25 protein-coding genes and 1 tRNA gene are annotated in these 25312 nt (G+C 65.7%); all 26 read left to right on the top strand.

What is annotated here, in order from left to right:
- Positions 1-74: 74 nt before the first annotated feature.
- The 26 genes from ACAM42_RS22700 (at position 75) to ACAM42_RS22575 (ending at position 25307) form a co-directional block, all read left to right on the top strand.
- Positions 75-1358, top strand: a complete 1284-nt coding sequence (locus ACAM42_RS22700; RefSeq protein WP_369629487.1) for a branched-chain amino acid ABC transporter substrate-binding protein — start codon at positions 75-77, stop codon at positions 1356-1358.
- A 35-nt stretch (positions 1359-1393) separates the two neighbouring features.
- Positions 1394-2557: a pyridoxal phosphate-dependent aminotransferase gene (locus ACAM42_RS22695; RefSeq protein WP_369629486.1), complete on the top strand. Its 1164-nt coding sequence runs from the start codon at positions 1394-1396 to the stop codon at positions 2555-2557.
- Positions 2558-2568: 11 nt separating this feature from the next.
- Positions 2569-3363, top strand: a complete 795-nt coding sequence (locus ACAM42_RS22690) for an AraC family transcriptional regulator (RefSeq protein WP_369629485.1) — start codon at positions 2569-2571, stop codon at positions 3361-3363.
- A gap of 83 nt (positions 3364-3446) precedes the next feature.
- A complete protein-coding gene (locus ACAM42_RS22685) occupies positions 3447-4457 on the top strand; it encodes a DMT family transporter (RefSeq protein WP_369629484.1) in 1011 nt (336 codons plus the stop codon).
- A complete protein-coding gene (rpsO, locus tag ACAM42_RS22680; protein ID WP_056579564.1) occupies positions 4454-4720 on the top strand; it encodes a 30S ribosomal protein S15 in 267 nt (88 codons plus the stop codon). The genes ACAM42_RS22685 and rpsO overlap by 4 nt, the downstream gene beginning before the upstream one ends.
- Before the next feature lie 204 nt (positions 4721-4924).
- Positions 4925-7258 (top strand): polyribonucleotide nucleotidyltransferase, encoded by a 2334-nt coding sequence (gene pnp, locus ACAM42_RS22675; protein ID WP_307589260.1) that lies wholly within the window; start codon positions 4925-4927, stop codon positions 7256-7258.
- A gap of 90 nt (positions 7259-7348) precedes the next feature.
- Positions 7349-8347, top strand: a complete 999-nt coding sequence (locus ACAM42_RS22670) for an NAD(P)H-quinone oxidoreductase (RefSeq protein WP_307635450.1) — start codon at positions 7349-7351, stop codon at positions 8345-8347.
- Positions 8348-8360: 13 nt separating this feature from the next.
- The gene (gene tpiA / locus ACAM42_RS22665) at positions 8361-9125 is read left to right on the top strand and encodes a triose-phosphate isomerase (protein WP_369629483.1); all 765 of its coding nucleotides are present in this window, start codon (positions 8361-8363) and stop codon (positions 9123-9125) included.
- A gap of 38 nt (positions 9126-9163) precedes the next feature.
- Positions 9164-9577 (top strand): preprotein translocase subunit SecG, encoded by a 414-nt coding sequence (gene secG / locus ACAM42_RS22660; protein WP_062475415.1) that lies wholly within the window; start codon positions 9164-9166, stop codon positions 9575-9577.
- A gap of 119 nt (positions 9578-9696) precedes the next feature.
- Positions 9697-9781, top strand: a tRNA-Leu gene (locus ACAM42_RS22655).
- A gap of 67 nt (positions 9782-9848) precedes the next feature.
- On the top strand, positions 9849-10208 hold the full coding sequence (locus ACAM42_RS22650) for an NADH-quinone oxidoreductase subunit A (protein WP_055805154.1): 360 nt from the start codon (positions 9849-9851) through the stop codon (positions 10206-10208).
- A gap of 15 nt (positions 10209-10223) precedes the next feature.
- On the top strand, positions 10224-10703 hold the full coding sequence (locus ACAM42_RS22645) for an NADH-quinone oxidoreductase subunit B family protein (protein ID WP_007837763.1): 480 nt from the start codon (positions 10224-10226) through the stop codon (positions 10701-10703).
- 13 nt (positions 10704-10716) lie between these two features.
- The gene (locus ACAM42_RS22640; protein ID WP_369629482.1) at positions 10717-11328 is read left to right on the top strand and encodes an NADH-quinone oxidoreductase subunit C; all 612 of its coding nucleotides are present in this window, start codon (positions 10717-10719) and stop codon (positions 11326-11328) included.
- Between the two features lie 5 nt (positions 11329-11333).
- The gene (locus tag ACAM42_RS22635) at positions 11334-12587 is read left to right on the top strand and encodes an NADH-quinone oxidoreductase subunit D (RefSeq protein WP_070063113.1); all 1254 of its coding nucleotides are present in this window, start codon (positions 11334-11336) and stop codon (positions 12585-12587) included.
- Between the two features lie 10 nt (positions 12588-12597).
- Positions 12598-13140 carry an NAD(P)H-dependent oxidoreductase subunit E gene (gene nuoE / locus ACAM42_RS22630; RefSeq protein ID WP_062475406.1) on the top strand — a complete coding sequence of 181 codons (543 nt, stop codon included), beginning with the start codon at positions 12598-12600 and terminating at the stop codon, positions 13138-13140.
- Complete coding sequence (gene nuoF, locus ACAM42_RS22625) at positions 13140-14480, top strand: NADH-quinone oxidoreductase subunit NuoF (protein ID WP_159271073.1); 1341 nt, start codon at positions 13140-13142, stop codon at positions 14478-14480. The genes nuoE and nuoF overlap by 1 nt, the downstream gene beginning before the upstream one ends.
- 20 nt (positions 14481-14500) lie before the next feature.
- Positions 14501-16666 carry an NADH-quinone oxidoreductase subunit NuoG gene (gene nuoG / locus ACAM42_RS22620; protein ID WP_369629481.1) on the top strand — a complete coding sequence of 722 codons (2166 nt, stop codon included), beginning with the start codon at positions 14501-14503 and terminating at the stop codon, positions 16664-16666.
- Positions 16663-17739, top strand: a complete 1077-nt coding sequence (gene nuoH, locus ACAM42_RS22615) for an NADH-quinone oxidoreductase subunit NuoH (protein ID WP_095949076.1) — start codon at positions 16663-16665, stop codon at positions 17737-17739. Before nuoG ends, nuoH begins: the two co-directional genes overlap by 4 nt.
- Before the next feature lie 18 nt (positions 17740-17757).
- Positions 17758-18303, top strand: coding sequence for an NADH-quinone oxidoreductase subunit NuoI (nuoI, locus tag ACAM42_RS22610; RefSeq protein ID WP_062475395.1), 546 nt, complete (start codon positions 17758-17760; stop codon positions 18301-18303).
- A 37-nt stretch (positions 18304-18340) separates the two neighbouring features.
- Positions 18341-19000 (top strand): NADH-quinone oxidoreductase subunit J, encoded by a 660-nt coding sequence (locus tag ACAM42_RS22605; RefSeq protein WP_062475392.1) that lies wholly within the window; start codon positions 18341-18343, stop codon positions 18998-19000.
- Positions 18997-19305: an NADH-quinone oxidoreductase subunit NuoK gene (gene nuoK, locus ACAM42_RS22600; RefSeq protein ID WP_007837741.1), complete on the top strand. Its 309-nt coding sequence runs from the start codon at positions 18997-18999 to the stop codon at positions 19303-19305. The genes ACAM42_RS22605 and nuoK overlap by 4 nt, the downstream gene beginning before the upstream one ends.
- A gap of 7 nt (positions 19306-19312) precedes the next feature.
- Positions 19313-21358 (top strand): NADH-quinone oxidoreductase subunit L, encoded by a 2046-nt coding sequence (gene nuoL / locus ACAM42_RS22595; protein WP_095746056.1) that lies wholly within the window; start codon positions 19313-19315, stop codon positions 21356-21358.
- 25 nt (positions 21359-21383) lie between these two features.
- Positions 21384-22862 (top strand): NADH-quinone oxidoreductase subunit M, encoded by a 1479-nt coding sequence (locus tag ACAM42_RS22590; protein ID WP_062475386.1) that lies wholly within the window; start codon positions 21384-21386, stop codon positions 22860-22862.
- Between the two features lie 24 nt (positions 22863-22886).
- Positions 22887-24374, top strand: a complete 1488-nt coding sequence (gene nuoN / locus ACAM42_RS22585) for an NADH-quinone oxidoreductase subunit NuoN (protein WP_062475383.1) — start codon at positions 22887-22889, stop codon at positions 24372-24374.
- A 16-nt stretch (positions 24375-24390) separates the two neighbouring features.
- On the top strand, positions 24391-24696 hold the full coding sequence (locus ACAM42_RS22580; protein ID WP_062475381.1) for a DUF2818 family protein: 306 nt from the start codon (positions 24391-24393) through the stop codon (positions 24694-24696).
- A 5-nt stretch (positions 24697-24701) separates the two neighbouring features.
- On the top strand, positions 24702-25307 hold the full coding sequence (locus ACAM42_RS22575) for an NUDIX domain-containing protein (RefSeq protein WP_369629480.1): 606 nt from the start codon (positions 24702-24704) through the stop codon (positions 25305-25307).
- Positions 25308-25312 lie beyond the last annotated feature (5 nt).

The raw sequence follows: 25312 nt of genomic DNA, 5'->3' as shown, positions 1-25312 counted from the left end.
TACACTGCGCGGCCTTTCCATCGTGAGTGCCGCTTGACACCTCATCTAGGCGCATCGGCACGCGTTTCAAGACAATGAAAACCCCCTTTATTTGGCGCCGCCAGGCCTTGAAATTCGCAGCGGCGGCGCTATGCGCGACCCCGTTCGCCGGCCTGGCCCAGGCCCCGCAACCCGCCCCCATCCGGCTGGCGCTCATCGAGAGCATGAGCGGCCCGTTCGCCAACACCGGCGAGGCCGTGTTCCGCAACCTGCAGTGGGCCGTGGAGCGCGTGAACGCGCGCGGCGGCGTGAAGCTGCCGGGCGGCGCGCGGCTGCTGCAACTGGACCGCTACGACAGCAAGGGTCAGAACGAAGAGGCCCTGTCGGCGCTGCGCGCGGCCATGGACGATGGCACCCGCATCGTGCTGCAGGGCAACTCGTCGGTGACGGCGGCGGCGCTGATCGACGCCATCGACAAGAACAACGAGCGCGACCCCTCGCGCCGCGCGATCTTCCTGAACTACTCGGCGGTCGATCCGGTGCTGACCAACGAGCGCTGCAGCTTCTGGCACTTCCGCTTCGACGCCCACGCCGACATGCGCGTGGCCGCGCTGATGGACGTGGTCAAGGACGATGCGGCGCTCAAGCGCGTCTACCTGATCGGCCAGGACTACAGCTTCGGCCAGGCCGTGCTGCGCGAGTCGCGCCGCCAGCTGGGCGTGCAGCGCCCCGACGTGGAGATCGTCGGCGACGAGCTGCACCCGATGGGCAAGGTGAAGGACTTCGCGCCCTACGCCACCAAGATCCTCGCCAGTGGCGCGCAGGCGGTGGTCACCGGCAACTGGGGCAACGACCTCACGCTGCTCGTGAAGGCCGCGCGCGAAGCCGGCTTCAACGGCAGCTTCTACACCTTCTACGGCAACGCCCTGGGCGCGCCGGCCGCCATCGGCGACGCGGGCATCGGCCGCGTGGTTGCCGTGGCCGACTGGCTGCCGAACGTGCAGACGCCGCAGTCCGAGGCCTTCTACCGGGCCTTCCGCACGCGCTTTCCGCGCCCGGCCGACGACTACGTGCACATGCGCATGCAGCTGTTGGTCGAGTCGCTCGCGCAGGCGCTGGAACGCGCGGGCAGCACCGAGGCCGTGCCGCTGGCGCGCGCGCTGGAGCAGGCCGACGTGAGCCTGTACGGCCAGCGCGGGCGCATGCGCGCGGCTGACCACCAGTTCCAGCAGCAGCTCGTGGTGGGCGTGATGGACAAGCAGGGCAAGCCCGGCGTGCAGTTCGACGTCGAGGGCTCGGGCTACGGCTTTCGCGTGATCAAGACGATCGCGCCCGAACGCGCCGAGCAGCCCACCTCTTGCAAGATGAAGCGCCCCTGAGGTGCATGACCCCGACAGCACAGGAACCCCCCGACATGCGTGAAGCCATCCACCACCTCGAAGCCTCGAAGATCCGCGAAGTTGCCAACGCCGGCATGGGCCGCGACGACGTGCTCGCCTTCTGGTTCGGCGAGAGCGACGAGGTCACTCCCGAGGTGATCCGCCAGGCGGCCATCGAATCGCTGCAGCGCGGCGAAACCTTCTACGCGCACAACCTCGGCCTGCCCGAGCTGCGCGAAGCCATCGCGCGCTACACCAGCCGCCTGCACCCGACGGTCGACGCCTCGCGCATCGCCGTCACCTCGGGCGGCGTGAGCGCGCTGATGCTCGCGGTGCAGGCGCTGGTCGATGCGGGCGACGACGTGGTCGCCGTCACGCCCGTGTGGCCCAACCTCACGGCGCAGCCGGCGATCATGGGCGCGCAGGTGCGCACGGTGTCGCTGGTGCCGGTGAACGGGCAGTGGACGCTCGACCTGCCCGCGTTGCGCGCGGCGGTCACGCCGAAGACGAAGCTGCTGATCGTCAACGCGCCGAACAACCCCACGGGCTGGACGATGACGCGCGACGAGCAGCAGGCCGTGCTCGACCATTGCCGCGAGACCGGCACCTGGATCCTGGCGGACGAGGTGTACGAGCGCCTGTACTTCGAGTCCACGCCGAATGGCTGTGCGCCGAGCTTCCTCGACATCTCGACGCCCGACGACCGCCTTGTCGTGACGCACAGCTTCTCGAAGAGCTTCCTCATGACCGGCTGGCGCCTCGGCTGGCTGGTGCTGCCGCCGGCGATGGTCGACGGCATCGGCAAGCTGATCGAGTTCAACACCTCGTGCGCCAGCGTGTTCACGCAGCGTGCCGCCATCGCCGCGCTCGAGCACACGGCCGACATCACGCCGCGCGTGGTCGCGCACCTGAAGCAGTGCCGCGACACGCTGGTGCCGCTGCTGGCGGCCGTGCCGGGCGTGCAGGTGGCGCCGGCCAAGGGCGGCATGTATGCCTTCTTCCGGCTCGAAGGTTTTGGCGATTCGCTCGACCTCGCCAAGCGCCTCGTTGCCGAAGCCGGCCTGGGGCTCGCGCCGGGCAACGCCTTCGCGCCCGAGGCGCAGGGCTGGCTGCGCTGGTGCTTCGCGTCGAAAGACCCGCAGCGGCTGGTCCAAGGCGTCGAGCGGCTGCGCGGCTGGCTGGCGAAGCAGGCGCGCTGAGGTTTTCCGGCATGGCATCGAGGTCCGCGCCTGTCGATGCCGTGCGCATCCGCGGCTCGGCGCTGCCGGGCCTGCAGGCGATCGCAGCCGAATCGAAGCGCAGCTTTCCGCGCCACATGCACGACGTGTTCGGCATCGGCGTGATGGACCGCGGCGGGCAGCGCTCGGCCAGCGGGCGTGGCGCGGTCGAAGCGGTGCGCGGCGATGTCATCACGGTCAATCCGGGCGAGGTGCACGACGGCGTCGCGATGCGCGGCGAAGCGCGGGCCTGGCGCATGCTGCATCTGGCGCCCGCGCTGCTGTCGGACGAGGTGCCGACGGGGTTCGAGCTGACGCGGCCGGTGCTGAGCGATCCGGCGCTGCGGCAGGGCTTTGACCGGCTGTTCGCGGCCGTCGTCGAAGGCGACGACGCGCTGGCGCTGGAGCAGGGCGTGCTGCAACTGCTGCGCGATGCCCCTGGCGCGCGGGCTCCTGAGTCGCCGCGCCGTGTGGCGCCGGCAGCGATGGAGCGTGCACGTGCACGCATCGCCGACGACTGCATCCACGCGCCCACGCTCGCTGAGCTGGCGCGTGAGGCCGGCCTGAGCCGCTACCAGCTGCTGCGCGGCTTTGCTGCCGCCTTCGGGCTGCCGCCGCATGCCTGGTTGCAGCAGTGCCGGCTGTCGCGCGCCCGCCGGCTGATCGTGCAGGGCAGGGCGCTGGCCGATGCCGCGGCCGGCGCGGGCTTCTCTGACCAGAGCCACATGACGCGGGCCTTCGTGCGCTTCCTGGGCTTCACGCCCGGGGCGTACGCGGCGGCGCGCTAGCTCGATTCCTGCAATTTCGTTCAAGACCGCCGCGCCCCTGGCGGGAGACGCTCGCGCTTTCTGCAAAACGGAAGGCGATCAGGATGTCGGAACGAAGCAAGGGAATGTGGCTGTGCGCGCTCGCGATGGTCACGGTCGGCAGCACGGTGGTCGCGAGCAAGCTCATCGCCAGCGGCCTGCCGCCGTTCACGGCGACCGCGCTGCGCTTTGCGCTGGCGCTGCCCGTGTTCGTGGCGCTGATGGGGTTCCTGCGCGTGCGCTGGCCGCGCCCGGACCGCCACGACGCCTTGCTGCTGCTGGGCCAGGCGGCGGCGGGCAGCGTGGGCTACACGGTGCTGCTGATCCTGGGCGTGCGCTGGGCGCCGGCCGCCGACGCGGGCGTGGTGACCGGCACGCTGCCGGCCATGGCCGCGCTGGTGGCCGTGCTGGCGCTGCGCGAGCGGCCGGGGCGCTACCTGGTGGGCGGGATCGTGCTCGCGAGCCTGGGCGTGTTGGCGATCACGCTGCGTCCGGGCGACGGGGGCGGCGAGCGCACGTCGACCGCGCTGCTCGGCAACCTGCTGGTGCTGGGGGCGGTGGCGCTCGAGTCGCTGTTCATCCTGCTCAACAAGCGGCTGCGCGTGCCGCTGGCGCCGCTCGTGCAATCGACCGCGATGGTCGCACTGGGGCTGCTGCTGTCCGTGGTTCCGGCGCTGCTGGAGCGCGCGTGGCTTCAGCCGGTGCCGGCCGAGGCGCTGGCCGGGGTGGCCTACTACGCGCTGGTGCCGACGGTGGCGGGTTTCCTGTTCTGGTACGCGGGCGCCGCCCGGCTGCGGGGCGCCGAGGCGGCGCTGCTCACGGCACTGATGCCGGTGTCGGCGCTGGTCCTGGCGGCGTGGTGGCTGGGGGAGGCCGTGGGGTGGGCCCAGGTCGCCGGCGCCGCCTGCGTGCTGGGGGCCGTGGGGCTGGTTTCGCTTGACGGAAGGCGGCGGGAAGGAGCGGCCAAGCCGGCCGATGTATACTCCCAAAGCTTTGCATGCCGCAAGGCGCACGGTGAGGGCAGTTCCAGTGCTCACCGCAAGTCAAACATCCCGGAACAAGGAAATTCAACATGATCGCAGCCTCCATCAAGGCCGAAGTTGTCAAGGACAACGCCCGTGCAGCCAACGACACCGGCAGCCCCGAAGTGCAAGTCGCACTGCTGACCGCCCGTATCAACGAGCTGACCCCCCACTTCAAGACGCACGCCAAGGACCACCACGGTCGTCGCGGCCTGCTGCGCATGGTCAGCCGCCGTCGCAAGCTGCTCGACTACCTCAAGTCCAAGGACGCCGAGCGTTACACCGCGCTGATCGCCAAGCTGGGTCTGCGCAAGTAATTCGAATCGCATGAAAAAACGCCTGGGTTAGTCCGCTAGCTCAGGCGTTTTTTACTTCGCGATCCACTTTCGGAGTGCCCAACAGAGCGAAGCTGTGTCATTCCAATGAAGTTCGCCCCGAGCTTCGCTGGAATGGCATCGTGTTCTGAGCAGCCTCCGCCCCTTGCGAATCCTGTGTGATTCGCTATCAAAATAGGAGCAACAATGAGCCTCTTCAACAAAATCACCAAGTCCTTCCAATGGGGCGACAAGACCGTCGTCATGGAAACCGGTGAAATCGCCCGCCAGGCGACCGGCGCCGTGCTGGTTGACATCGACGGCACCGTGATCCTGGCGACCGTGGTCGCCTCCAAGACCGCCAAGCCGGGCCAGGATTTCTTCCCGCTGACCGTCGACTACATCGAGAAGACCTACGCCGCCGGCAAGATCCCCGGCAGCTTCTTCAAGCGCGAAGCCAAGCCCAGCGAACACGAAACCCTGACCAGCCGCCTGATCGACCGTCCGATCCGCCCGCTGTTCCCCGAAGGTTTTCTGAACGAAGTGCACGTGGTGATCCACACCGTGTCGCTGAACCCTGAAGTCGACGCCGACATCGCCGCCATGATCGGCGTGAGCGCCGCGCTGTCGATCTCCGGCATCCCGTTCAGCGGCCCGATCGGTGCCGCCCGCGTGGGTTACATCAACGGCCAGTACGTGCTGAATCCGGGCCCCACCGCCCGCAAGGATTCGCAGATGGACCTCGTCGTCGCCGGCACGCAAGCCGCCGTGCTGATGGTCGAATCCGAAGCCCAGCAACTCAGCGAAGAAATCATGCTGGGTGGCGTGGTGTTCGGCCACGAGCAGGCCAACATCGCGATCAACGCGATCCACGACCTCGTGCGTGACGCCGGCAAGCCGGAATGGCTCAAGGAAGGCACCTGGGTGCCTGAAGCCAAGGACGAAGACTTCATCGCCAAGATCAACGGCCTGGCCGAAGAAAAGCTGCGCGCCGTTTATCAAATTCGCAGCAAGCAAGCCCGCACGCAAGCCCTGCGTGAAGCCAATGCCAGCGTCTTCACGGCACTGAAGGCCGAAGGCGCCGAGTTCGACGCCGGCAAGGTCAGCGACCTGCTGTTCGCGATCGAATCGCGCATCGTGCGCGGCCAGATCCTGCAAGGCGAGCCGCGCATCGACGGCCGCGACACGCGCACCGTGCGCCCCATCGAAATCCGCAACTCCGTGCTGCCCCGCACCCACGGCTCGGCGCTGTTCACGCGCGGCGAGACGCAGGGCCTGGTCGTCACCACGCTCGGCACCGAGCGCGACGCACAGCGCATCGACGCGCTGGCCGGCGAGTACGAAGACCGCTTCCTGTTCCATTACAACATGCCTCCCTTTGCCACCGGTGAAGTGGGCCGCATGGGCTCCACCAAGCGCCGCGAAGTGGGTCACGGCCGCCTGGCCAAGCGCGCGCTCGTCGCCGTGCTGCCGACCAAGGAAGAATTCCCGTACACCATCCGCGTGGTGTCGGAAATCACCGAGTCGAACGGCTCGTCGTCGATGGCTTCGGTCTGCGGCGGCTGCCTCTCGATGATGGACGCCGGCGTGCCCATGAAGGCGCACGTGGCCGGTATCGCCATGGGCCTGATCAAGGAAGACAACCGCTTCGCGGTGCTGACCGACATCCTGGGCGACGAAGATCACCTGGGCGACATGGACTTCAAGGTGGCCGGCACGACCAACGGCATCACCGCGCTGCAGATGGACATCAAGATCCAGGGCATCACCAAGGAAATCATGCAGGTCGCACTGGCACAGGCCAAGGAAGCGCGCATGCACATCCTGGGCAAGATGCAAGAAGCGATGGGCGAGGCCAAGGCCGACGTGTCGCAGTTCGCGCCGCGCCTGACCACGCTGAAGATCAACCCCGAGAAGATCCGCGACGTGATCGGCAAGGGCGGCGCGGTCATCCGTGGCCTGCAGGAAGAAACCGGCACGACGATCAACATCGACGAAGACGGCACCATCACCATCGCCTCGACCGATCCGGAAAAGGCCGAATTCGCCAAGAAGCGCATCGAGCAGATCACCGCTGAAGTCGAAATCGGCAAGGTCTACGAAGGCCCGATCACCAAGATCCTGGACTTCGGCGCACTGGTCAACCTGCTGCCCGGCAAGGACGGCCTGCTGCACATCAGCCAGATCGCGCACGAGCGCGTCGAGAAGGTGACCGACTACCTGAGCGAAGGCCAGATCGTGAAGGTCAAGGTTCTCGAGACCGACGAAAAGGGCCGCGTCAAGCTGTCCATGAAGGCCCTGACCGAGCGTCCGGCCGGCATGGAATACAGCGAGCGCCCGCCGCGCGAAGACCGTGGTGATCGCGGCGACCGTGGCGACCGCCGCGAGCGTTCGGACCGTGGCGACCGCGGTGACCGCGGCGGCGATCGTGGCGAGCGCGCACCGCGCTTCAACGACCAGCAGCAACAGCCCCGCGGCGAGCAGCAACAGCAGCCCGCCGGCGAGTCGCAGCAGCAAGCGCCGCGCGAACCGCAGGAGTAAGCAGTGAGGCGCGACGGCCCGTGCCGTCGCCTCTCGCGTGGACAGTGGTGATGCCCGCCCCGTGCGGGCATCCGAGCCTCGGAGACCCCCATGAAAGCCATTGAGATCACTTCGTACGGCGCCCCCGAGGTGCTGCGCGTCGCTGCGCGTCCCGACCCGGTGGCGGGCGAGGGTGAGCTGCTGATCCGCGTGGCGGCCAGCGGCGTGAATCGCCCGGACGTGCTGCAGCGGATGGGGCACTACCCCGTGCCGCCCGGCGCCTCCGACCTGCCGGGCCTCGAAGTGGCCGGCGAGATCGTGTCGGGCGACGCCAAGGCGCTGGCCGACGCGGGCTTCAAGGTCGGCGACCGCGTGTGCGCATTGGTCGCCGGTGGCGGCTACGCCGAGCTGTGCGTGGCGCCTGTGGCGCAATGCCTGCCGGTGCCCAAGGGCTGGAGCGACATCGAGGCCGCTTCGCTGCCCGAGACCTTCTTCACCGTCTGGAGCAATGTGTTCGAGCGCGGCCGCCTGCAGAAGGGCGAGACCCTGCTGATCCAGGGTGGCTCCAGCGGCATCGGCGTCACGGCGATCCAGATCGCCAAGGCGCTCGGCGCGACCGTGATCGTCACGGCCGGCAGCGACGACAAGTGCGAAGCCTGCCTGAAACTCGGCGCCGACCACGCGATCAACTACCGCACGAGCGATTTCGTCGAAGTGGCGAAGCAGCTCACGGGCGGCAAGGGCGTGGACGTGGTGCTCGACATGGTGGCTGGCGACTACGTGGCGCGCGAGGTCGAGTGCCTGGCCGAAGACGGCCGGCTGGTGATCATTGCGGTGCAGGGCGGTGTGAAGAGCGAGATCAACGCGGGCCTCGTGCTGCGCCGGCGGCTCACGATCACCGGCTCGACGCTGCGTCCGCGGCCGGTGGCGTTCAAGGGCGCCATTGCCAAGGCGCTGCGCGAAAAGGTATGGCCGCTGCTCGAAAGCGGCGCGGTCAAGCCCGTGATCCACAGCACCTATGCGGCAGCAGGTGAACCCAGCGGCGCGGCCCAGGCTCACACGCTGATGGAATCGAACCAGCACATCGGCAAGATCGTGCTGACTTGGTGAGACGAACAACGCGATGACAACCTTCAAGAAACTGATTGCCGGCAACTGGAAGATGAATGGCGGCCTGGCCGCCAACGAGGCGCTGGTGAAGGCCCTGCAGCAAGGGCTGGCCGCCAGCCCCGCGGCCTGCGGCGTTGTACTGTGCGCGCCTGCGCCGTACTTCGCCCAGCTGCAATCGCTGCTGGCGGACACGCCGTCGCTGGCCCTCGGTGCGCAGGACATCTCGGCGCACCCGCAAGGTGCGTTCACCGGCGAGCAGTCGGCGGCGATGCTGAAGGATTTCGGTGTGCGCTATGCCATCGTGGGCCATTCGGAGCGTCGCCAGTACCACGGCGAAACCGACGATGCCGTGGCGGCCAAGACGGCGGCGGCGCTGGCGAATGGCATCACGCCGATCGTCTGCGTCGGCGAGACGCTGACGCAGCGCGAAGCAGGGCAGACCGAAGAGATCGTCAAGCGCCAGCTGGCCGCGGTGATCCATGTGAATGGCCACTGCATCAGCGAGATCGTCGTGGCCTACGAACCGGTCTGGGCCATCGGCACGGGCAAGACGGCTTCGCCCGAACAGGCGCAGGCGGTGCATGCCGTGCTGCGTGCGCAACTGCACCATGCCGCGAGCGAACACGCCGCGGGCATCAAGATTCTGTACGGCGGCAGCATGAACGCGGCGAATGCCGCCGAACTGCTGGCGCAGGCCGACATCGACGGCGGCCTCATCGGCGGCGCCTCGCTCAAGGCGCCCGACTTTCTGCAGATCATTTCTGCCGCTGCACGCTGATCGCGGCAACGGCAGCCATCACTTAGGAGTAAGAACGAATGAACGTGGTCCTCAATCTTCTGGTCGGCGTGCAAATGCTGGCGGCGCTGGCAATGATCGGCCTGATCCTGATCCAGCACGGCAAGGGTGCCGACATGGGTGCGGCCTTCGGCAGCGGCAGTGCAGGCAGCCTGTTCGGCGCCAGCGGCAGTGCCAACTTCCTCTCGCGCACGACGGCCGTGCTGGCTGCGGTGTTCTTCGCCTGCACGCTGCTGCTGGCCTACTTCAGCCACGCACGTCCTGCGGGCGGCGGCAGCCTGCTGGAGCGCGCAGCCGTGGGTGCGCCTGCTGTACCGGTCGCTCCTGCGACGACTGGCGCTGCGGGCGAAATCCCCGCTGCGGCGGCACCTGCCAAGGCGGCTTCGGCGCCTGTGGCACCCGTTTCGGGCACCGGCCAGATTCCGGCCAAGTAATCAGGTTGTTTTCATGCAGCCGTTCGTGAGAAACGGCTTCATTTCAGGGTAAACTCTAAATCTGTTCAGAAAGCCAAATGCCTCAACGGCACCTCATGCCATCTGGACAGTTAAAAACCGCGGTCGTGGTGAAATTGGTAGACACGCTATCTTGAGGGGGTAGTGGCGAAAGCTGTGCGAGTTCGAGTCTCGCCGACCGCACCAAATCTCACCGGCAGAAGATCTCTTTCCAGAGGTTCTTCTGTCGGTGGCAAGCGGTGAAAATTTCTCGATGAACCTCGATTCCTACCTTCCCGTCCTTTTGTTCATTTTGGTCGGGGTCGGCGTAGGCGTCGCCCCGCAAGTCATCGGATACATCCTCGGGCCCAATCGGCCCGACGCTGCGAAGAACGCGCCCTACGAGTGCGGCTTCGAAGCCTTCGAGGATGCGCGCATGAAATTCGACGTGCGCTATTACCTCGTCGCGATTCTCTTCATCCTCTTCGATCTCGAGATTGCCTTTCTCTTTCCGTGGGCCATTGCGCTCAAGGAAATCGGCGCTGTTGGCTTCTGGGCCATGATGATCTTTCTCGCCATCCTCGTCGTGGGCTTCGTCTACGAGTGGAAAAAAGGCGCGCTCGACTGGGAATGACAAGGAAGCTACACGATGGCCATTGAAGGCGTTCTCAAAGAAGGCTTCGTCACCACGACCTACGACTCGGTCGTGAACTGGGCGAAGACCGGATCTCTCTGGCCGATGACGTTCGGCCTCGCGTGCTGCGCGGTTGAAATGATGCACGCGGGCGCTGCCCGCTACGACATCGACCGTTTCGGCATGCTGTTCCGTCCCAGCCCGCGCCAGTCCGATCTGATGATCGTGGCCGGCACGCTGTGCAACAAGATGGCGCCGGCGCTGCGCAAGGTCTACGACCAGATGCCCGAGCCGCGCTGGGTGCTCTCGATGGGCTCCTGCGCAAATGGCGGCGGTTACTACCACTACAGCTATTCCGTGGTGCGTGGCTGCGACCGCATCGTGCCGGTCGACGTCTATGTGCCGGGTTGCCCGCCCACCGCTGAAGCACTGCTGTACGGCGTGATCCAGCTGCAGCAGAAGATTCGCCGCACCAACACCATTGCCCGCGCCTGAGAGATTGCCGACGATGACTGACTTTGCAATTTCGCCGGAGGTGCTGCGCGCCACCATTGCCGAGACGCTCGGCGCCAAGGCCAAGAGCGTGACGGTTGCGCTTGAAGAAGTGACCGTCGTGGTCGGCGCTGCCGACTACATCGATGCGGCGCTGCTGCTGCGCGATGCGCCCGGCTGCCGCTTCGAGCAGCTGATCGACCTGTGCGGCATGGATTATTCCGACTACCGCGAAGGCGAGTGGCAGGGCGAGCGCTACGGCGTCGTCTCGCACCTGCTTTCCGTGAGCCTCAACCAGCGCGTGCGCCTGAAGGTGTTCGCGACCAGCGAAGACCTGCCCGTGGTCGATTCGCTCCAGCCCGTCTGGAGCGCCGCCACGTGGTTCGAACGCGAAGCCTTCGACCTGTACGGCATCGTGTTCGACGGCCACGACGACCTGCGTCGCATCCTGACCGACTACGGCTTCATCGGTCATCCGTTCCGCAAGGACTTCCCGGTGTCGGGTCACGTCGAAATGCGTTACGACGAAGAGCAGAAGCGCGTGGTCTACCAGCCGGTCTCGATCGAGCCGCGCGAAATCACGCCGCGCGTGATCCGCGAAGACAACTACGGCGGCGGTTTGCACTGACAGATATGGCCGAAATCAAGAACTACACACTCAACTTCGGTCCCCAGCACCCCGCAGCACACGGCGTGCTGCGCCTGGTGCTCGAGCTGGACGGCGAAGTGATCCAGCGCGCCGACCCCCACATCGGCCTGCTGCACCGTGCGACCGAGAAGCTCGCCGAGTCACGCACCTTCATCCAGTCGCTGCCCTACATGGACCGCCTCGACTACGTGTCGATGATGTCCAACGAGCACGCCTACTGCCTCGCCATCGAGCGGATGATGGGCCTGGACGTGCCGATCCGCGCGCAGTACATCCGCGTGATGTTCGCCGAGATCACCCGCCTGCTGAACCACCTGCTGTGGCTCGGTGCGCACGGCCTCGACTGCGGCGCGATGAACATGCTCATCTACTGCTTCCGCGAGCGTGAAGACCTGTTCGACATGTACGAGGCCGTGTCCGGCGCGCGCATGCACGCGGCGTACTTCCGTCCGGGCGGTGTCTACCGCGACCTGCCGGATTCGATGCCGCAGTACAAGGTCAGCAAGATCAAGAATGCGAAGGCCATCGAGAAGCTCAATGAGAACCGCCAGGGCTCGTTGCTCGACTTCATCGACGACTTCTGCAAGCGCTTCCCGAAGATGGTCGACGAGTACGAGACGTTGCTCACCGACAACCGCATCTGGAAGCAGCGCACCGTGGGCATCGGCGTGGTCACGCCGGAGCGCGCGCTGAACCTCGGCTTCACCGGCCCGATGCTGCGTGGCTCGGGCGTCGAATGGGACCTGCGCAAGAAGCAGCCCTACGACGTCTACGACCAGATGCAGTTCGACGTGCCCGTGGGCAAGACTGGCGACTGCTACGACCGCTATCTGGTTCGCGTGGAGGAAATGCGCCAGGCCAACAAGATCATCCAGCAGTGCTCGGCCTGGCTGCGCGCCAACCCCGGCCCGGTGATCACCAGCAACCACAAGGTCGCCGCGCCCGCGCGCGAATCGATGAAGGCGAACATGGAGGAGCTGATCCACCATTTCAAGCTCTTCACCGAAGGCTTCCACGTGCCCGAAGGCGAAGCGTATGCCGCCGTCGAGCACCCCAAGGGCGAGTTCGGCATCTACCTCGTGAGCGACGGCGCCAACAAGCCGTACCGCCTGAAGATCCGCGCCCCGGGCTTCCCGCACCTCGCTGCCCTCGACGAAATGTCGCGCGGCCACATGATCGCCGACGCTGTCGCGGTGATTGGCACGATGGACATCGTGTTCGGCGAAATCGACAGGTGAGAAAGAGCGAATGACGACTTCCTCAACCCATCACCATGACGCGGCGCCCTCGGCGCCGCTGAAGGCTGCCATCCTCGAGCGCTTTGCGCGCGAGGTCGCGAAGTACCCCGAAGCCGGCAAGCAGTCGGCCGTGATGGCCTGCCTGGCCATCGTCCAGCAGGACGAAGGCTTCGTGAGCGTGCAGCGCGAGCGCGAGATCGCCGCCTACCTCGGCATGGCGCCCATCGCCGTGCACGAAGTGACGACCTTCTACAACATGTACAACCAGCATCCGGTGGGCAAGTTCAAGCTCAACGTGTGCACCAACCTGCCGTGCCAGCTGCGCGATGGCGTCACCGCGCTCGTGCATCTCGAGAAGAAGCTGGGCATCAAGATGGGCGAGACCACGGCCGACGGCCTGTTCACGCTGCAGCAGAGCGAATGCCTGGGCGCCTGCGCCGATTCGCCCGTGATGCTGGTCAACGACCGCACCATGTGCAGCTTCATGAGCAACGACAAGCTCGACCAGCTCATCGACGGTTTGCGCAGTGCCAAGCCAGGGGAGGCTTCGTGATGACGCCCGAACAGGTTCTCTCGCAATTCCAGGCCACCGGTGTCCAGACCTGCTTCCATGACCGCCACATCGGCGCTCAGATCTATGCAGGCCTGGACGGCACCAACTGGCACCTGGCCGACTACGAAGCGCGCGGCGGCTACCAGGCGCTGCGCAAGATCCTCACCGAGGGCCTCACGCCCGACCAGGTGATCGCCGAAGTGAAGGCCTCGGGCCTGCGCGGCCGTGGCGGCGCGGGTTTCCCGACCGGCCTGAAGTGGAGCTTCATGCCTCGCCAGTTCCCGGGCCAGAAGTACCTCGTCTGCAATTCGGACGAAGGCGAGCCCGGCACGTGCAAGGACCGCGACATCCTGCAGTTCAACCCGCACATCGTGATCGAAGGCATGGCCATCGCCGCGTATGCGATGGGCATCAGCGTGGGCTACAACTACATCCACGGCGAGATCTTCCAGAGCTACGACCGCTTCGAGGCCGCCCTTGAAGAGGCACGTGCCGCTGGCTATCTCGGCGACAAGATCATGGGCAGCACGTACAACTTCCAGTTGCACGCCGCCCACGGCTTCGGTGCCTACATCTGCGGCGAAGAAACCGCGCTGCTCGAGTCGCTCGAAGGCAAGAAGGGCCAGCCGCGCTTCAAGCCGCCGTTCCCGGCCAGTTTCGGCCTGTACGGCAAGCCGACCACCATCAACAACACCGAGACCTTCGCGGCGGTGCCCTGGATCATCCGCAACGGCGGCCAGGCCTACCTCGAGTGCGGCAAGCCGAACAACGGCGGCACCAAGATCTACTCGGTGAGCGGCGACGTCGAGTTGCCCGGCAACTACGAAGTGCCGATGGGCACGCCGTTCTCCAAGCTGCTCGAGCTGGCCGGCGGCGTGCGCAAGGGCCGCACGCTCAAGGCCGTGATCCCCGGCGGCTCGTCGTCGCCGGTGCTGCCGGCCGACATCATGATGGCCTGCACCATGGACTACGACTCCATCGCCAAGGCCGGCTCCATGCTGGGTTCGGGCGCGGTGATCGTCATGGACGACAGCCGCTCGATGGTCGAGTCGCTCAAGCGCCTCTCGTACTTCTACATGCACGAGTCCTGCGGCCAGTGCACCCCCTGCCGCGAAGGCACGGGTTGGCTCTACCGCGTGGTGGACCGCATTCACAACGGCCAGGGCAAGCCCAGCGACATGCAGCTGCTGGACTCCGTGGCCGGCGACATCATGGGCCGCACCATCTGTGCGCTCGGCGATGCGGCAGCCATGCCCGTGCGCGCCATGATCAAGCACTTCCGCCATGAGTTCGAGGCCCTGATTCCGGGTCACGTCCCGACGGCGCCCGTCAAGGCCTGAGTGCGAGAAGAAACACAGACATGATCGAAATCGAACTCGACGGCAAGAAGGTCGAAGTGACCGAAGGCAGCATGGTGATGCATGCGGCCGAAAAGGCGGGCACCTACATCCCGCACTTCTGCTATCACAAGAAACTCAGCATTGCGGCCAACTGCCGCATGTGCCTGGTCGACGTGGAAAAGGCGCCCAAGCCGATGCCGGCCTGCGCCACACCCGTCACGCAGGGCATGATCGTTCGCACCAAGAGCGACAAGGCCATCAAGGCCCAGCAGTCCGTCATGGAGTTCCTGCTGATCAACCACCCGCTGGATTGCCCCATCTGCGACCAGGGCGGCGAATGCCAGCTGCAGGACCTGGCCGTCGGCTACGGCGGTTCTTCTTCGCGCTACGAAGAAGAAAAGCGCGTCGTGTTCCACAAGGACGTCGGCCCGCTGATCAGCATGGAAGAGATGAGCCGCTGCATCCACTGCACGCGCTGCGTCCGTTTCGGCCAGGAAGTGGCCGGCGTGATGGAGCTGGGCATGTCGCACCGCGGCGAGCACTCCGAAATCGAAACCTTCCTCGGCGACTCGGTCGACTCCGAGCTGTCGGGCAACATGATCGACATCTGCCCGGTCGGCGCGCTCACGAGCAAGCCCTTCCGCTACAGCGCCCGCACCTGGGAACTGTCGCGCCGCAAGTCGGTGAGCCCGCATGACTCCACCGGTGCCAACCTGATCGTCCAGGTCAAGAACAACCGCGTGATGCGCGTGGTGCCACTCGAGAACGAAGACGTCAACGAATGCTGGATCGCCGACCGCGACCGCTTCTCGTACGAAGCGCTCAACGGCACGGAACGCCTGACGCAGCCCATGCTGAAGCAGGGCGGCCAATGGCAGCAGGTCGACTGGCAGACGGCGCTCGAGTACGTCGCCAACGGCCTCAAGCAGATCAAGACCGACCACGGTGCGCAAAGCATCGGCACGCTGGTCAGCCCGCACAGCACGCTCGAAGAGCTGCAGCTCGCCGCCATGCTCACGCGTGAACTGGGCAGCGACAACATCGACTACCGCCTGCGCAATGCCGAATTCACGGCCTTCGAAGGCGTGCGTTGGCTCGGCACTTCGATCGCCTCGCTCACGCAAGTGCAGCGCGCGCTGGTCGTCGGTTCGAACCTGCGCAAGGAACACCCGCTGTTCGCACAGCGCATCCGCCAGGCCGTGCGCAAGGGCGCCGCGTTGTCGGTGATCACCTCGTCCAGCCTCATGGCCGACCGCGGTGCCTGGGCCATCGACGTGGCGCAAGCGTCGATCGTCGACGCCGACCAATGGGTCGAGGCGCTGGCCGCCGTGGCCGCGGCCATCGGCCAGACCAACGGCGCGGCCGCACCGCTGGCACCGAAGAACGCACCCGACGCCGCCGCGCAAGCCATCGCAGCCTCGCTGCTGAGCGGCGAACGCAAGGCGATCCTGCTCGGCAATGCCGCCGCGCACCACGCGCAAGCCAGCAGCCTGCTGGCCCTGGCGAACTGGATCGGCGCACAGACCGGCGCCACCGTCGGCTACCTGACCGAAGCGGGCAACACCGTGGGCGCACAGCTCGTCGGCGCCTTCCCGCAGAACGGCGGCCTCGATGCCGGCCGCATGCTCGCCGCCGGCTCCGGCCTCAAGGCCGTGCTGCTGCTGAACACCGAGCCGGTGTTCGACTCGGCCGCCGGTGCTGCCGCCGCCGATGTCATCGGCAATGCGCAAATGGTGGTCACGCTGAGCCCCTTCAAGGCCAACCTCGAATTCAGCGACGTGCTGCTGCCCATCGCCCCGTTCACCGAAACGCCAGGTACCTTCGTCAATGCCGAAGGCCGCCTGCAGGGTTTCCATGCCGTCGTGAAGCCGCAAGGCGAAACGCGCCCGGCGTGGAAGGTACTGCGCGTGCTGGCGAACCTGCTCGGCCTGCCGGGCTTCGCCTTCGAATCGACCGCCGAGGTGCTGGCCACCGTCGGTGACAAGGGCACCGTGCCGGCGAATGCGCTGAGCAACGCCACGTCCGCCAAGGCCGTCGCGGCCAGCGGCGCCGTGGCTGCGCCCGTGGTCGCGAGCATCTACCAGCTCGACTCGATCGTGCGCCGCGCACCGTCGCTGCAGCTGACCGCCGACGCGCGCCACAGCGCACAGGCCGCACCCGCTCGTGGCGAGGAGGCCTTGGCATGATCGACGCAATTCATGGCTTCGGCCAGGGGCTGGTCGCCGCAGGCTGGTGGACGTCCGTCGTCTGGCCCGTGGTCTGGACGCTGATCAAGATCATCGTCGTCGTGATCCCGCTGATGCTGGCCGTGGCGTACCTCACGCTGTGGGAACGCAAGGCCATCGGCTTCACGCAGATCCGCGTGGGCCCGAACCGCATCGGGCCGCTGGGCCTGCTGCAGCCGATCGCCGACGCGCTCAAGCTGATGACGAAGGAAATCATCCTTCCGACGGTCGCCAACAAGGGCCTGTTCCTGCTCGGCCCCATCATGACCATCATGCCGGCGCTGGCCGCATGGGCCGTGATTCCCTTCGGCCCCGACGTGGCGCTGGCCAACATCAATGCCGGCCTGCTGTTCGTGATGGCCATCACCTCGCTCGAGGTGTACGGCGTGATCATCGCCGGCTGGGCCTCGAACTCGAAGTACGCCTTCCTGGGCGCGCTGCGCGCCTCGGCACAGATGGTGAGCTACGAAATCGCGATGGGCTTCTGCTTCGTCGTGGTGCTGATGGTCACGGGCAGCCTGAACATGTCCGATATCGTGACGGTGCAGGGCAAGGGCATGTTCCAAGACATGGGCATTGGCTTCCTGTCGTGGAACTGGCTGCCGCTGCTGCCGATCTTCGTTGTGTACTTCATCTCGGGTCTCGCCGAAACCAACCGCCACCCGTTCGACGTGGTGGAAGGCGAATCCGAGATCGTGGCCGGCCACATGATCGAGTACTCGGGCATGAGCTTCGCGATGTTCTTCCTGGCCGAGTACGCCAACATGTGGCTCGTCTCGATCCTGACCGTGGTGCTGTTCCTCGGTGGATGGCTGCCGCCGTTCGAGTTCCTGAGCTTCATTCCGGGCTGGATCTGGCTGGGCCTGAAGACCTTCTGCGTGGTCACCATGTTCCTGTGGGTGCGCTCGACGTTCCCGCGCTTCCGCTACGACCAGATCATGCGTTTGGGCTGGAAGATCTTCATTCCCGTCACCCTGGTGTGGCTGGTCGTGGTCGGTGGCTGGATGCAGACGCCGTTCAACATCTGGAAATAAGCAGGAAGCGACGACATCATGACTGCTTCACACACCGCCGGAGGGCTCGGACGCACCTCCAAGCTGGCCTCCGCACCGTTCTCGCTCAAGGACTTCCTGGGCAGCTTCATGCTGTTCGAACTGTTCAAGGGCCTGGCCATCACGGGCAAGTACGCCTTCGCGCGCAAGATCACCGTCCAGTTCCCCGAAGAGAAGACGCCGCTGTCGCCGCGCTTCCGTGGCCTGCACGCACTGCGCCGCTACGAGAACGGCGAAGAGCGCTGCATCGCCTGCAAGCTCTGCGAGGCCGTGTGCCCCGCACTGGCGATCACGATCGAATCCGACGTGCGTGACGACGGCTCGCGCCGCACCACGCGCTACGACATCGACCTGACCAAGTGCATCTTCTGCGGCTTCTGCGAAGAGAGCTGCCCGGTCGACTCGATCGTCGAGACGCACATCTTCGAATACCACGGCGAAAAGCGCGGCGACCTGTACTTCACCAAGGACATGCTGCTGGCCGTGGGCGACCGCTACGAAAAAGAAATCGCGGCGAACAAGGCGGCCGACGCCAAGTACCGCTGAGCCGGCTCCGCTCGAAACCCGTACCAATCGAATTCCAATGGACGTCAAGACCGGTCTGTTCTATCTGTTTGCCGCGGTGCTGCTGTTTGCAGCCTTCCGCGTCATCACCTCCCGCAATCCCGTGTACGCCGCGCTGTATCTGGTGCTGGCCTTCTTCCAGGCCTCGGCCATCTGGCTGCTGCTGCGCGCCGAGTTCCTGGCGATCTCGCTCGTGCTGGTGTACGTCGGCGCCGTGATGGTGCTGTTCCTGTTCGTCGTGATGATGCTGGACATCGACGTCGACGGCCTGCGAGAGGGCTTCTGGAAGCACTTCCCGCTGGCGGCAGGCATCGGCGCGCTCATCGCGCTCGAAATGGCCGCCGTGCTCATGGGCGGCTTCCGCCTGGGCGAAGGCCCGCGCGCCATGGCGACGACCTCGCCCAACAGCTCGAACACGCTCGAGCTGGGCAAGCTGCTGTATTCCGAATACCTCTACCCGCTGGAAATCGCCGCGGTCATCCTGCTGGTGGCCATCATTGCCGCCATTGCACTGACGCTGCGCACCCGCAAGGACAGCAAGTACGTCAACCCGTCGGACCAGGTGCGCGTGAAGGCGCGCGACCGCGTGCGCATCGTGCAGATGCCCGTCACGCGTGCGGCCGAGCCGGTGGTTGAGGCCCCGGCAGCGGATGCCGCTGCAAAGGAAAACAAGGCATGACGCTCACGCTCGGACACTTTCTCTCGCTCGGCGCGATGCTCTTCGCGCTGTCGGTGATCGGCATCTTCCTGAACCGCAAGAACCTGATCGTGCTGCTGATGGCCATCGAACTGATGCTGCTGGCGGTCAACATGAACTTCGTGGCCTTCTCGCACTACCTGGGCGACATGCACGGCCAGATCTTCGTGTTCTTCATCCTGACGGTGGCGGCGGCCGAATCGGCCATCGGCCTGGCGCTGCTGGTCCTGTTGTTCCGCAACAAGTCCAACATCAACGTCGACGAACTCAACTCGCTCAAGGGTTGACAGCAGTATGAGCGCAACCCTTTCCGCATCCACCTTGCTGGCCGTGCCGCTGGCACCCCTGGTCGGCGCCGCACTTGCCGGCTTGTTCGGCACGAAGTTCGGCGGCAACCACATCGGCCGCAAGGTCACGCATTCGCTGACCATCCTGGGCGTGTTCGTCGCCTTCGTGATCTCGGCGATGACGCTGAAGTCGGTCATCGTCGACGGTGCCCGCTTCAACCAGACCATCTACGAATGGATGATGGTCGGTGGCCTGAAGATGGAAGTCGGCTTCCTGGTCGATGGCCTCACGGCCATGATGATGTGCGTCGTGACCTTCGTGTCGCTGATGGTCCACATCTACACCATCGGCTACATGGAAGAAGACGACGGCTACAACCGCTTCTTCTCGTACATCTCGCTCTTTACCTTCTCGATGCTGATGCTCGTCATGAGCAACAACATGCTCCAGCTGTTCTTCGGCTGGGAGGCGGTGGGCCTGGTGTCGTACCTGCTGATCGGCTTCTGGTTCAACAAGCCCACGGCCATCTTCGCGAACATGAAGGCCTTCCTGGTCAACCGCGTGGGCGACTTCGGCTTCATCCTGGGCATCGGCCTGATCGCCGCCTACGCCGGCACGCTGAACTACGGCGAGGCCTTCGCCAAGGCCCACACGCTGGCCGGCATCACCTTCCCGGGCACCGAGTGGATGCTCATCACGGTGATCTGCATCTGCCTGTTCATCGGCGCGATGGGCAAGAGCGCCCAGTTCCCGCTGCACGTGTGGCTGCCCGACTCGATGGAAGGCCCGACCCCCATCTCGGCGCTGATCCACGCGGCGACCATGGTGACGGCCGGCATCTTCATGGTGGCGCGCATGTCGCCGCTGTTCGAGCTGAGCGACACGGCCTTGAGCTTCATCCTCGTGATCGGTGCCATCACCGCGCTGTTCATGGGCTTCCTGGGCATCATCCAGAACGACATCAAGCGCGTGGTCGCGTACTCCACGCTCTCGCAGCTGGGCTACATGACGGTGGCGCTCGGTGCCTCGGCCTACTCGGTCGCGGTGTTCCACCTGATGACGCACGCGTTCTTCAAGGCGTTGCTGTTCCTCGGCGCAGGCTCGGTGATCATCGGCATGCACCACAACCAGGACATCCGCTGGATGGGCGGCGTGCGCAAGTACATGCCGATCACCTGGATCACCTCGCTGCTGGGTTCGCTCGCGCTGATCGGCACGCCGTTCTTCTCGGGCTTCTACTCGAAGGACAGCATCATCGAGGCCGTGCATGAAAGCCACCTGTGGGGTGCGCAGTTCGCCTACTACGCGGTGCTGGCCGGCGTGTTCGTGACGGCGTTCTACTCGTTCCGCATGTACTTCCTGGTCTTCCACGGCAAGGAACGCTACGACCAGAACCCGGACGCACACCACGACGACCATGCGCACGACGCGCACGGACACGACGACCATGGCCACGGCCACGACGCCCACAAGCCGCACGAATCGCCGATGGTGGTCTGGCTGCCGCTGGTGCTGCTGGCGATCCCCTCGGTGGTGATCGGCTTCATGACCATCGACCCGATGCTGTTCGGCAGCTTCTTCAAGGACGCGATCTTCGTCGACGGTGCCAAGCACCACGCGATGGGCGAGCTCAAGGAAGCCTTCCACGGCCCGGTCGCCATGGCGATCCACGGCCTGCAGACCGCACCGTTCTGGCTGGCACTGGCCGGCGTGGCGCTGTCGTACTACATGTACATGATGAACCCGGCACTGCCGGCCGCCATCAAGCGCGCCTTCAGCCCGATCTACAACCTGCTCGAGAACAAGTACTACCTCGACTGGATCAACGAGAACATCCTCGCCCGCGGTGCGCGCCTGCTCGGCACGGGCCTGTGGAAGGGCGGCGACCAGGCGCTGATCGACGGCGCGCTCGTCAACGGTTCCTGGAAGGTGGTGGGTCGCGTGGCCGGCGTCGTGCGCTGGCTGCAGTCGGGCTTCATCTACCACTACGCCTTCGCGATGCTGCTGGGCATCTTCATCCTGATGACGTACTTCGTCTGGTTCAAACGTTGAGCCCGAACGCTGGAGAAAAAGAAAAATGGGTTTGTTGAGCCTTGCCATCTGGGTGCCGATCGCATTCGGCGCCGTGCTGCTGGCGTTTGGCCGCGACGAGCACGCCAAGGGCGTGCGCTGGGTCGCGCTCGTCGGTGCCATCGTGAGCTTCCTGGTCACGGTGCCGCTGTTCACGCGCTTCCAGAACGGAACCGCCGCGATGCAGTTCGTCGAGAAGACGAGCTGGATCTCGCGCTTCAACGTCAACTACCACCTGGGCATCGACGGCATGTCGCTGTGGCTGGTGCTGCTGACCTCGTTCATCACGGTCGTGGTCGTGATCTCGGCCTGGGAAGTGATCACCGAGCGCGTGAACCAGTACATGGGCGCGTTCCTGATCCTGTCGGGGTTCATGATCGGCGTGTTCTCGGCGCTCGACGGCATCCTGTTCTACGTGTTCTTCGAAGCCACGCTGATCCCGATGTACCTGATCATCGGCATCTGGGGCGGCCCGAACAAGATCTACGCGGCGTTCAAGTTCTTCCTGTACACGCTGCTCGGCTCGCTGCTGATGCTGGTCGCGCTGATCTTCCTGTACAACAAGTCGGGCGGCAGCTTCGACATCCTGAGCTGGCACAAGCTGCCGCTGGGTTCGACCGCGCAGACCTTCCTGTTCTTCGCCTTCTTCGCGGCCTTCGCCGTCAAGGTGCCGATGTGGCCGGTCCACACCTGGCTGCCCGACGTGCACGTCGAGGCCCCCACGGGCGGTTCGGCCGTGCTGGCCGCGATCATGCTGAAGCTGGGTGCCTACGGTTTCCTGCGCTTCTCGATGCCCATCGCGCCTGACGCTTCGCACGAGTGGGCCTGGCTCATGATCGCGCTGTCGCTCATCGCCGTGATCTACGTGGGCCTGGTGGCGCTGGTGCAGCAGGACATGAAGAAGCTGGTGGCGTATTCGTCGGTCGCCCACATGGGCTTCGTGACGCTGGGCTTCTTCATCTTCAACGAGCTCGGCGTGTCCGGCGGCATCGTGCAGATGATTGCCCACGGCTTCGTGTCGGGCGCCATGTTCCTGGGCATCGGCGTGCTGTACGACCGCGTGCACTCGCGCCAGATCGCCGACTACGGCGGCGTGGTCAACACCATGCCCAAGTTCGCCGCGTTCGCGCTGCTGTTCGCCATGGCCAACTGCGGCCTGCCGGGCACCGCCGGTTTCGTGGGTGAATGGATGGTGATCCTGGGCGCCGTCAAGGCCAACTTCTGGGTCGGCCTGGGCGCTGCCACCGCACTGATCTTCGGCGCTGCCTACACCCTGTGGATGTACAAGCGCGTGTACCTGGGCCCGGTCGGCAACGACCACGTCAAGGAACTGAAGGACATCAACGCCCGCGAATTCCTGATGCTCTCGCTGCTGGCGATCGCCGTGCTGTGGATGGGCCTGTATCCGAAGCCTTTCACCGACGCGATGGATGCCTCCGTCGTCGAGCTTCTGCGCCACGTGGCGATTTCGAAGCTGCCCGTCTGATGCCACGCTGAAGAAGAGAACGAGATGATTGACAAACTCAGCTGGGTGACGATCTACCCCGAAATCGTGTTGCTGGTCATGGCCTGCATCATTGCGCTGGTCGACCTGTCGGACACGAGCCCGCGCCGCACCCGCACCTACATCCTGACGCTGCTCACGCTGGCGGCGGTGGCTGTGCTCACGGGCCTGGCCGCTGTCGGCGGCAAGACCTCCTACGGCTTCGGCGGCATGGTTGTGAGCGACACGATGGGCAACTGGCTCAAGTGCTTCGCCTCGCTGGCCCTGATGGTCACGCTGGTCTACGGCCGGCCCTACGCGGCCGACCGCGAGATGCTGCGTGGCGGCGAGATGTTCACGATCAGCATGCTGGCCCTGCTGGGCATGTTCGTGATGATCGGCGGCAGCAACTTCCTGCTGATCTACCTCGGCCTGGAACTGCTCACGCTGTCGAGCTACGCGCTCGTGGCGCTGCGCCGCGACAACGCGGTGGCCAGCGAAGCCGCCATGAAGTACTTCGTGCTCGGCGCCATGGCCAGCGGCTTCCTGCTGTACGGCCTGTCGATGATGTACGGCGCCACCGGCTCGCTCGACCTGAACGAAGTGTTCAAGGCGATCTCGACCGGCAAGGTGAACCACCAGGTGCTGGTGTTCGGCCTGGTCTTCATCGTGGCCGGCCTGGCGTTCAAGGTCGGTGCCGCACCGTTCCACATGTGGGTGCCCGACGTCTACCAGGGCGCGCCGACGGCGATCACGCTGCTGATCGGCGCCGCGCCCGAGCTGGCTGCCTTCGGCATCATCATCCGCCTGCTGGTCGACGGCCTGCAGCCGCTGGCCATCGACTGGCAGCAGATGCTGGCCGTGCTGGCGGTGGCGTCGCTGGTGATCGGCAACCTGGCTGCCATCGCGCAGAGCAATCTCAAGCGCATGCTGGCCTACTCGACCATCGCGCAGATGGGCTTCATGCTGCTGGGCCTGGTGGCGGGTTCCGACCTGCAGGGCACGCAGAACGCGCAGGCCGCCTACAGCGCCGCGATGTTCTACGTCGTGACCTACGTGCTGACCACGCTGGCGAGCTTCGGCATCATCCTGCTGCTGGCGCGCGAAGGCTTCGAAAGCGAAGAGATCACCGACCTGGCCGGCCTGAACCAGCGCAGCCCGCTGTACGCCGGCGTGATGGCCATCGCGATGTTCTCGCTGGCCGGCCTGCCGCCGCTGGTCGGCTTCTACGCCAAGCTGGCCGTGCTGCAGGCGCTGATCGCCTCGGGCGCCGCCATCTACATCGGCCTGGCGGTGTTCGCCGTGATCACCTCGCTGATCGGCGCGTTCTACTACCTGCGCGTGGTCAAGGTCATGTACTTCGACGCGCCCGTCACGGCGACCACCGTGTCGGCCTCGTTCGACGTGCGCACCGTGCTCACGATCAACGGCGCGCTGATCCTGATTCTTGGCGTGCTGCCCGGCGGTCTGATGACGCTGTGCTACGACGCCATCGCGGCCACGCTGGCCCACTGACGCGGTCCGCAACACGGTGTCGCAAACCGCGTCGGTCTGGGTGGTGCTGCTGGTGGCCCTGGTGGCCGCCAACCTGCCGTTCCTGAATGAGCGCCTGTTCGGGGCGGTGCCGCTGTCGACCGCGCACAAGTCGCTCGCCATCCGCTTCGGCGAACTGGTGGTGCTGTATTTCATTGCCGGCGGCATCGGCCTGCTGTTCGAGCGCAGGGCAGGGCAGATCGCCGCCCAGGGCTGGGAGTTCTACGCGGTGACGGCCTCGCTGTTCGTCGTGCTGGCCTTCCCGGGGTTCACCTGGCGCTACCTGATGAAGCACAGGCACTGACCGACATGACTTCTTCCGCCACCGATTCGCATCTGAAGGAAGCGCTCGTCAGCAGCGAAGAGCTCTTCAAGGGCAAGTTCCTGCATGCCAAGCGCGACACCATCCGCCTGCCCGACGGCCACAGCGCCACGCGCGAGTACGTGGTGCACCCCGGCGCGGTGGTGGTGATTCCGCTGCTCGATGACGGCCGCGTGGTGCTGGAGCGCCAGTTCCGTTACCCGGTGGACCGCGTGATCGTCGAGTTTCCCGCGGGCAAGCTCGACGCCGGCGAAGATCCGCTGCTGTGCGGTCAGCGCGAACTGCTCGAGGAAACCGGCTACTCCGCGCGCGAATGGGCGCATGCCGGCGCCACGCACCTGGCGGTGGCGTACTCGACCGAAATCATCCACATCTACTTCGCACGCGGCCTCTCGCTGGGCGAGCGCCAGCTCGACCACGGCGAGTTTCTCGACGTGTTCACCGCCACGCCGCAGGAGCTCATCGGCTGGTGCCGCGACGGCACCGTGACCGACGCGAAGACGCTCACCTGCGCCCTGTGGCTGCAGAACGTCCTGTCGGGCGCATGGGCACTGGATTGGCAGGCCGCAGCCTCGCAAGGCGGCGCGGGATAATCCGC

This window comes from Variovorax sp. V35, assembly GCF_041154465.1.
Classification (GTDB): domain Bacteria; phylum Pseudomonadota; class Gammaproteobacteria; order Burkholderiales; family Burkholderiaceae_C; genus Variovorax; species Variovorax boronicumulans.
Note: the sequence above shows the minus strand (reverse complement) of the source record. Positions and strands in the feature narration are given on the sequence as shown.